General features: G+C 74.0%; 5 protein-coding genes. 4 read left to right on the forward strand and 1 reads right to left on the reverse strand.

Features of this window, described 5'->3' with window-relative positions:
• Window positions 1-32 precede the first annotated feature (32 nt).
• Complete coding sequence (gene htpG / locus ACWENR_RS28280) at window positions 33-1946, reverse strand: molecular chaperone HtpG (RefSeq protein ID WP_452279999.1); 1914 nt, start codon at window positions 1944-1946, stop codon at window positions 33-35.
• A 239-nt stretch (window positions 1947-2185) separates the two neighbouring features.
• Between htpG and ACWENR_RS28285 the strand changes: the two genes are divergently transcribed.
• The 4 genes from ACWENR_RS28285 to ACWENR_RS28300 all read left to right on the forward strand — a co-directional run bounded on the left by ACWENR_RS28285 (window position 2186) and on the right by ACWENR_RS28300 (window position 7388).
• Window positions 2186-2671: a hypothetical protein gene (locus ACWENR_RS28285; RefSeq protein ID WP_452280000.1), complete on the forward strand. Its 486-nt coding sequence runs from the start codon at window positions 2186-2188 to the stop codon at window positions 2669-2671.
• A gap of 120 nt (window positions 2672-2791) precedes the next feature.
• Window positions 2792-3151 carry a hypothetical protein gene (locus ACWENR_RS28290; RefSeq protein ID WP_452280001.1) on the forward strand — a complete coding sequence of 120 codons (360 nt, stop codon included), beginning with the start codon at window positions 2792-2794 and terminating at the stop codon, window positions 3149-3151.
• The gene (locus ACWENR_RS28295; protein ID WP_452280002.1) at window positions 3138-4169 is read left to right on the forward strand and encodes a T3SS (YopN, CesT) and YbjN peptide-binding chaperone 1; all 1032 of its coding nucleotides are present in this window, start codon (window positions 3138-3140) and stop codon (window positions 4167-4169) included. The genes ACWENR_RS28290 and ACWENR_RS28295 overlap by 14 nt, the downstream gene beginning before the upstream one ends.
• 297 nt (window positions 4170-4466) lie before the next feature.
• Window positions 4467-7388, forward strand: coding sequence for an ATP-binding protein (locus ACWENR_RS28300; RefSeq protein ID WP_452280003.1), 2922 nt, complete (start codon window positions 4467-4469; stop codon window positions 7386-7388).
• Window positions 7389-7801: the final 413 nt, after the last annotated feature.

Genomic DNA, 7801 nt, shown 5'->3' on the forward strand with positions numbered 1-7801 from the left:
GGGGATCCCGCGCCGACCGACCCGCCGGGCCGCTAGAGGGTACGCGCGAGACGGTCGGCGAGGATGCGGGTGAACCGGGACGGGTCGGCCAGCTCCCCGCCCTCGGCGAGCAGCGCCATGCCGTAGAGCAGCTCGGCGGTCTCCTTCAGCGACTCCTCGGTGCCGCCCTGCTCGTGGGCCTTGCGCAGGCCGGCCACGAGTGGGTGCCCCGGGTTGAGCTCCAGGATCCGCTTGACCGACGGCACCTCGTGCCCCATCGCCCGGTACATCTTCTCCAGCGTCGGGGTGATGTCGTGGGCGTCGCCGACGACGCAGGCCGGCGACGTGGTCAGCCGCGAGGAGAGCCGGACCTCCTTGACCGAGTCGGCGAGCGTCGTGCCCATCCAGGTGAGCAGGTCGGCGAAGTCCTTGCGCTGCTGCTCGCGCTCGGCCTCGGCCGCCTTCTTCTCCTCCTCGGTGTCCAGGTCGACCTGGCCCTTGGCGATCGAGCGCAGCGTCCTGCCGTCGTACTCGCCGACGCGCTCGACCCACACCTCGTCGACCGGGTCGGTGAGCAGCAGCACCTCGTAGCCCTTGGCGCGGAACGCCTCCATGTGCGGCGAATTCTCGATCATGGAACGGGACTCGCCGGTGGCGTAGTAGATGTCGCTCTGCCCGTCCTTCATCCGGCCGACGTAGCCGGCGAGGTCGGTCGGCTCGGCCGGGTCGTGGGTCGAGGCCACGGAGAGGATCTCCAGGAGGGTGTCCCGGTTCTCCGTGTCGTCGATGAGGCCCTCCTTGACCGCGGCGCCGAACTCGGTCCAGAACGTCCGGTAGCGCTCGGCGTGGTTGGCCTTCATGTCCTTGACGGTGGCCAGGATCTTCTTGACCAGCCGGCGGCGGACGACCTGGATCTGCCGGTCCTGCTGGAGGATCTCCCGGGAGATGTTCAGCGACAGGTCGTGCGCGTCCACGACGCCCTTGACGAAGCGCAGGTAGTTCGGCATGAGCGCTTCGCAGTCGTCCATGATGAACACGCGCTTGACGTAGAGCTGCACGCCGCGGCGGCCCTGCGGGGCGAACAGGTCCAGCGGCGCGTGCGACGGGACGAACAGCAGCGCCTCGTACTCGAAGGTGCCCTCGCCCTTCATGTGCACGATGTCCAGCGGGTCGGCCCAGTCGTGGCTGACGTGCTTGTAGAACTCCTTGTACTCGGCCTCGTCGACCTCGTCGCGGGGCCGCGCCCAGAGCGCCTTCATCGAGTTCAGCGTCTGCGTCTCGGTGGTGGTCGCGTCGCCCTCGCCCGGGCGCTCGACGGTCATCCGGATCGGCCAGGCGATGAAGTCGGAGTAGCGCTTGACGATCTCCCGGATCGTCCACTCGGCGGTGTAGTCGTGCAGGTTGTCCTCGGCGTCGGCCGGCTTGAGGTGCAGCGTCACCGACGTGCCCTGCGGCGCCTCGTCGACCGCCTCGACCGAGTAGGTGCCCTCGCCGGCCGACTCCCAGCGGGTGCCGCCGGTCTCCCCCGCCCGCCGGGTCACCAGCTCGACCCGGTCGGCGACCATGAACGCCGCGTAGAAGCCGACGCCGAACTGGCCGATCAACTCCTGCCGCGCCCCGGCGTCGGCCGACTCGCGCAGCTTGCGCAGCAGCTCCGCCGTGCCCGACTTGGCGATCGTGCCGATCACCTGGACGACCTCGTCGCGCGACATGCCGATGCCGTTGTCGCGGACGGTCAGCGTCCGCGCCGCCTTGTCGACCTCGATCTCGATGTGCAGGTCGGAGGTGTCGACCTCCAGATCCTTGTCGACCATCGACGCCAGGCGCAGCTTGTCCAGCGCGTCAGAGGCGTTCGAGATCAGTTCACGCAGGAAGACGTCCTTGTTCGAGTAGATCGAGTGGACCATCAGCTGGAGCAGCTGACGCGCCTCGGCCTGGAACTCCAACGTCTCGGCCCGGTTGCTCACACCGTGTCCTTTCATCCTCGAAGGCCCACCAGAGAGGTTCGCGGAAAGGATACGAGTCGTCGCTTCGCGCGAGACGGCGACCGCCCGGCCGGGGCGTCACCGGGTTGGCCGGGCCGCCGGCCCCCGGGGCAGCCGGGACGCCGGCCGTCCGCGCGTCCGCCGGACGGACGGCGCCGACCGTGCCGGCTCGCGGGCGGCGGCGGCTTCGCCCCGTAGCGAAGATGGCCTATAAGTGGTTCATGTCCTCGAACGAGTCCGACGGATTTCTCCGCGAGCGATACCGGGACAGCCCCGTCGCCACGACCCTGATGATCGTCGGCGCGCTGGTGGCGCTCGCCGGTCCCGTACTGGACATCGCGATCAATCCCGCCACGTTGAGCGAGGAGCGTCCGTCGGAGTGGGCCGTGGTGGTCCTCTTCACCGGGATCGCGCTGGCGTTCGGCAGTTCCCTGGCCGCCGCGTCGGGCAACGAGCGCCGGGCCGCCCGCATCACGGCGAAGATCGACGAAGCGCTCCAGCCGCCGGCGACGTCCGCCCCGTCGACCGAGCGACCGCACCTGCCCCCACCGGGGCCGTCGGCACCGCACGACCGGGTGGTCTCGCAGCTCAACGACATCGTCAGGAACGAGCTTCGGCAGCTGGAACGCCGGGGCCTGCGGATGCAGTGGTTCTTCTTCGGCGCGGGGATACCGGTGGGGATCCTGATCAACGTGTTCGTGGGGTAGCCCGCGGGGCGTCGCGCGCTTGCCGGCGGCCCGTACCGTCGACGGTGGCGTCACCGTGGCCGCCGGGCAGAGCCGAGGGCTGGTGCGACCGCCGCGTACGGCGGTCAGTACGGTAGGGATGTGTCTCTATGGATGGCCGCGATGTGGGGACTGGTCGGCAGCGCGGTGGCCGAGGCGCTCAACCTGTCCGGGATGATGCGCCCCACCACCGAGTCGGGGGGCCGCTGGCAGTGGCCGTGGCGGGACCGGCGGGACGCCCCGATCGTGGTGTTCGCGGTGCTGCTGCGGACCGTGGCCGGCACGGGGCTCGCCGCCGCGGCCGGGGCGGGTGGCCTCGCCACCACCGCCTTCGCCAGCTTCACCTTCGGGGTGGCCGCGCCGCTCGTGATCGCCAAGATGTTCGACCAGGTCCGGGTGACGGACCAGCCGACCGACGACACCCACCGCAGACCGGACGGCGAGCACGATGACGCCGCGTGAGAGCCGGCTGGGCAGGTTCGTCTCCGCGCTGGCGGCCCGACCGGCCACCACCGCGACGGCCGTTCCCGTGCCGACCCGCACCAGGCTGGCCGCCGCGCTCGCGGCACGGCCGGTGGTCGACGCGGGCTCCGGCCCCGCCATGGCGCCCGTCGGGGAGCCCGACCACGGCGGCAAGCTGACCCAGCGGGTCAAGCAGGTGCTGGCCGGCATCCTGGGGGTCACCGCCGACCAGTTGCGCGTCGACGCCGACGGTGACGTCGCCGTCCGCGTCGGCTCCGCCATGATCTTCGTACGGGCACAGGACGACCCGCCGCTGGTCGACGTCTTCTCGCCGCTGCTCACCGGGGTCGAGCCGACCGAGTCGCTGTACCGGCGGCTCTCCGACCTCACCAACGGTCTCGTCGTCGGCCGGGTCTACTGCACCGGCGACACGGTCTGGGCGTCCGTCCCCGTCTTCGGGCAGGACTTCGCGCCCACCCACCTGCTGCTGGCCGTACGCGCCATGGTCGAACTCGCCGACGACCTCGACGACCGCCTCCGGCGCGAGTTCGGCGGCAGCCGCTTCTTCGGCGAGGAGTCCACCGGCCTGGCCGCGGTCCCCGACCCCACCGGCTACCTCCGCGACCTCGACCGGGCCGGCGCGAGCGGGGCGGGCAGCGTCCTGGTCGACCTGCTGGCCGACCGGGGGCGGACGGACGAGCTGCGGCTCCGCGCCGAGCACGGCGACTGGCACGCCGCCGCCCGGCTCGCGGCGCTGCTCGCCGAGGAGGGGCGCGCCGACGAGGCCGAGCGGTACTGGCGGATCGCCGCCGACCAGGGCGACCCGAGGGCCCGCGACGAGCTGGCCACCCTGCTCGCCGCCCGAGGCCGGCACGACGAGGCGATCACGCTGCTGCGTCAGGCGGTCGACGGCGGCGACTGGCGCCCCCTGCCGCTGCTGCTCACGCTGCTCACCGAGCACGGTCTCGTCGACGAGGCGATCGCCCTGCTGCGCCGCCGCGCGGCCGGCCGGGACTGACCCGCCGCACGCCCGACCGCCGCCCGACCCGGCCGGGCGCGCCCCGTCGGCCGGGACCGCCGCCGTCGCGTCGGCCGAGCGCCGACGCCGGCCGGGGTCGCGCCCCTGCGAGGGACGGTCGCGGGGGCCGGAAACCGATCCGGTCCGGGAGGTGTGGCCACGCTGGCACGCGGGTACAGAGACGCGCTGGGGTGCCGGCGGAGGTGCAGCTTGAGCCGGGTGCCAGGATGAACGGGTAACACCAGCAAGGGTCGGTCGGGGCCCGGAAGTGAGGGCTGCGATGGGGTGCGACCGAGGGTGACGCGGCCCACGGGGGACCTGTTCGCCGACGGCGGCGACACCGGGCGGCTGATGGCACGGCTGGACTGGGCGGCGACTCCGCTCGGCCCCGTCGACGGCTGGCCGCAGAGCCTGCGAGCCGCCGTCCGCGTGGTGCTCTCGTCCCGCTATCCGATGCTGCTGCTCTGGGGCGACCGGTTCACCCAGCTCTACAACGACGCGTACTCGGCGCTGATCGGCGACAAGCACCCGGACGCGCTCGGCGACGACGTTCGGGTCACCCTGGCCGAGGGCTGGGACGTGCTGGCCCCGCTGATCGACGAGGCGATGGCGACCGGGGTCGCGAGCTGGGTGCCGGCCCTGCGACTGCTGCTCGACCGGGCCGGCTACCGCGAGGAGGCGTACTTCAGCGTCTCGCACGCCCCCGCCCGGGACGACGAGGGACGCACGGTGGGGGTGCTCACCGTGTGCAGCGAGGTCACCGAGCAGGTGGTCGGCGAGCGCCGGCTGCGCCTGCTGCGCGACCTGGCCGTCCGGGGCGACGGACGGACCGTCGACGTGGCGAGCACCTGCGCCCGGCTCGCCGAGGCCGTCGGCGGGCACCCGCTGGACGTCCCGTTCGCCGCGATCTACCTGCGCGAGGACGTGCTGCTGCGCCGGGTCGCCTGCGTCGGCGGCGAGAAGGTCGGCGCCGCGCTGCCGGCCACCGTCGCGGCGGCCGACGACCCGGAGTGGGGCCTGGCCGCCGCCGCCGGTGGCGCGGCCACCGAGGTCGCCGGGCTGGCCGGGCGGCTCACCGTGCCCGCCGGCGCCTGGGGCGATCCGGTCGACACGGCCCTGGCCCTGCCGCTGCCGTCGGCCGAGGCGGACCAGCCGCTCGGGGTGCTGCTGGTCGGGGTCAGCCCGAGCCGGGCGCTGGACGAGGCGTACCGGTCGTTCTTCGCGCTGCTGGCCCAGCAGGTCGCCGTCGCCGTGCGCAACGCGCAGGCGTACGAGGAGGAGCGTCGGCGGGCCGAGGCGCTCGCCGAGCTGGACCGGGTCAAGACCAGCTTCTTCACCAACGTCAGCCACGAGTTCCGCACCCCGCTGACACTGATGCTCGGCCCGCTCGCCGACGCCCTCAACGACCACGAGCACCCGCTGCCGGCCGCGCAGCGGGAGCGGGTCGACACCGCCTGGCGCAACGCCACCCGGCTGCTCACCCTGGTCAACAGCCTGCTCACGTTCTCCAGCCTGGAGGCCGGCCGGGCGCAGAGCCGGGCCCGCGAGGTCGACCTGGCCGCGCTCACCGCCGAACTGGCCAGCGTCTTCCGGTCGGCCGTGGAGCGCGCCGGACTGCGCCTGGAGGTGGACTGTCCGCCCCTGCCACGCCCGGTGGCCGTCGACCCGGTCAACTGGGAGCGCATCGTCACCAACCTGCTGTCCAACGCGCTGAAGTACACCTTCGTCGGCCGGATCCGGGTCGGGTTGGCAGCCGACGGGCAGGAGGTGCGGCTGACCGTCGCCGACACGGGCATCGGCATCGCCGAGGAGGAACTGCCCCGGCTCTTCGAACGCTTCCACCGGGTGCACGGCGCCCGGTCCCGCAGCCACGAGGGCACCGGCATCGGGCTGCCCCTGGTCCGCGAGCTGGCCCGCCTGGAGGGCGGCGACGTGCGGGTGGAGAGCCGGGTGGGGGCGGGGACGACGTTCACCGTGGCGCTGCCCTGGTCCGCCGTGGGCCGGCCCGCCGCATCGACGGACGCGGACGGCGCGGGCGCCCCGGACGGCGTGGGCGGCGCGGCCCGGGCCGCCGCGCAGGAGGCGATCGGCTGGCTGGCCGACCCGGCGCAGGCGTCGGCCACACCGCCGGCCGGGCCGGCGGTGTCGCCGTACGGGAGCGTGGACGCGCTGCGGGGCGCGCGGATCCTGGTCGCCGACGACAACGCGGACATGCGCACCTACCTGGCCCGGCTGCTGACCGGACAGGGGTGGCGGGTGGAGACCGTGGGCGACGGCCGGCAGGCTCTGGAGGCCGTCCGTCGGGACCCGCCGGACCTCGTCCTCACCGACGTGATGATGCCCGACGTCGACGGCTTCGAACTGGTCCGCCGGCTGCGCCAGCAGGCCGACACCCGAGGGCTGCCGGTGGTGGTGCTCTCCGCGCGCGCCGGCGGGGACGCCAGCGTGGAGGGGCTCGACCTGGGCGCCGACGACTACGTCGTCAAGCCCTTCGCGGCGGGCGAGCTGATCGCCCGGATCCGGGCGAACCTGCACGGCGCCCGCGCCCGGGGGCACGACCCGTTCGGGGGCGCGGCCCGCTCCGACGCCCCCGACGACGCCACGCGCGGCGGGACACCTCCCGGTCCGGCGGACGCCGTCGCCCGCGCCGGCGGTGGCTCGTCGTCGGGCGGGCCCGGCCGGGACGACTCGCCGGGCACGGGGACGGCTCCGCCGCCCGGGGGCGGAAGCCCCGCCGGGGCCCCGATCGACCCGCCCCGGGCGGTCGCGCCGTCGCCGGCGGCCTCGGGCTCCGCCGGGTCGGGGAACGGGCCACGCGCGCGAGACGGCGAGGGCGCGCACCTGACGGCGCTGGACACCGGCTGGACGTACCCGTCGAAGCCGACCTCGGCCGCGGCGATGCGCCGGGACGTGCGGGCCTCGCTGGAGGCCGTGGACGTCGATCCGGACGTCGTGCAGGATCTGCTGCTGGCCGCCTCCGAGGCGGTCAACAACGCCGTCGAGCACGCGCAGCGGCCCAGCCGGCCCGAGGTGCGGGTGCGGCTGCGGGTCGCCGCCGGGACGGTCCGGATCTCGGTACGCGACTTCGGCACCTGGCGCGACCGCCGGCCCGCCATGGACCGGGGGCGCGGCGCCACGCTGATGAACGCGTACGCCGACGTGCGGATGGTGTCGACGGCCGAGGGCACCACGGTCACCATCGAACGCCAACTCCCCTGACCGCATCGGATGCCCGGGTCGGGGCGCTAGTCGGGTTGAGATCGCGCCTCGCGTCCGGTTTATGCCGGTTTGCGGTGGTGGGGGTCACCGGGTCGGCGGGCATCAGCCGGCGGCCCCGGGCGTTGTAACTATCGTGAGCGCGTGAACCCCCCGGCCCCTGCGGGCCAGGGTGGCGGCCGGAATGCCGGCCGGACCCACGTCGTTACATCCCCCGAACCCCCCAGGGGTCAGCCCGCTGGTGGCCGCCGGAATGCCCGGCCCGCCCCACCGGTTACATCCCCCGGGCCGCGCCCCACCCCGGAACCACCGGGCGCACCTCTTTCTTGGCGTGAACCTTTCCCGACCCGTGACGCACCCACCCCCAGGGGTGTCACGTACCCCCGATCGAAAGGTGACCTCACCATGCGTACCGA

Source organism: Micromonospora sp. NPDC004336, assembly GCF_053602615.1.

What these genes read in the sequence shown, in the direction of transcription:
- ACWENR_RS28295 (WP_452280002.1), top strand. Translation starts at nt 3,138, where the DNA reads ATGACGCCGCGTGAGAGCCGGCTGGGCAGGTTCGTCTCCGCGCTGGCG.
- ACWENR_RS28285 (WP_452280000.1), top strand. Translation starts at nt 2,186, where the DNA reads ATGTCCTCGAACGAGTCCGACGGATTTCTCCGCGAGCGATACCGGGAC.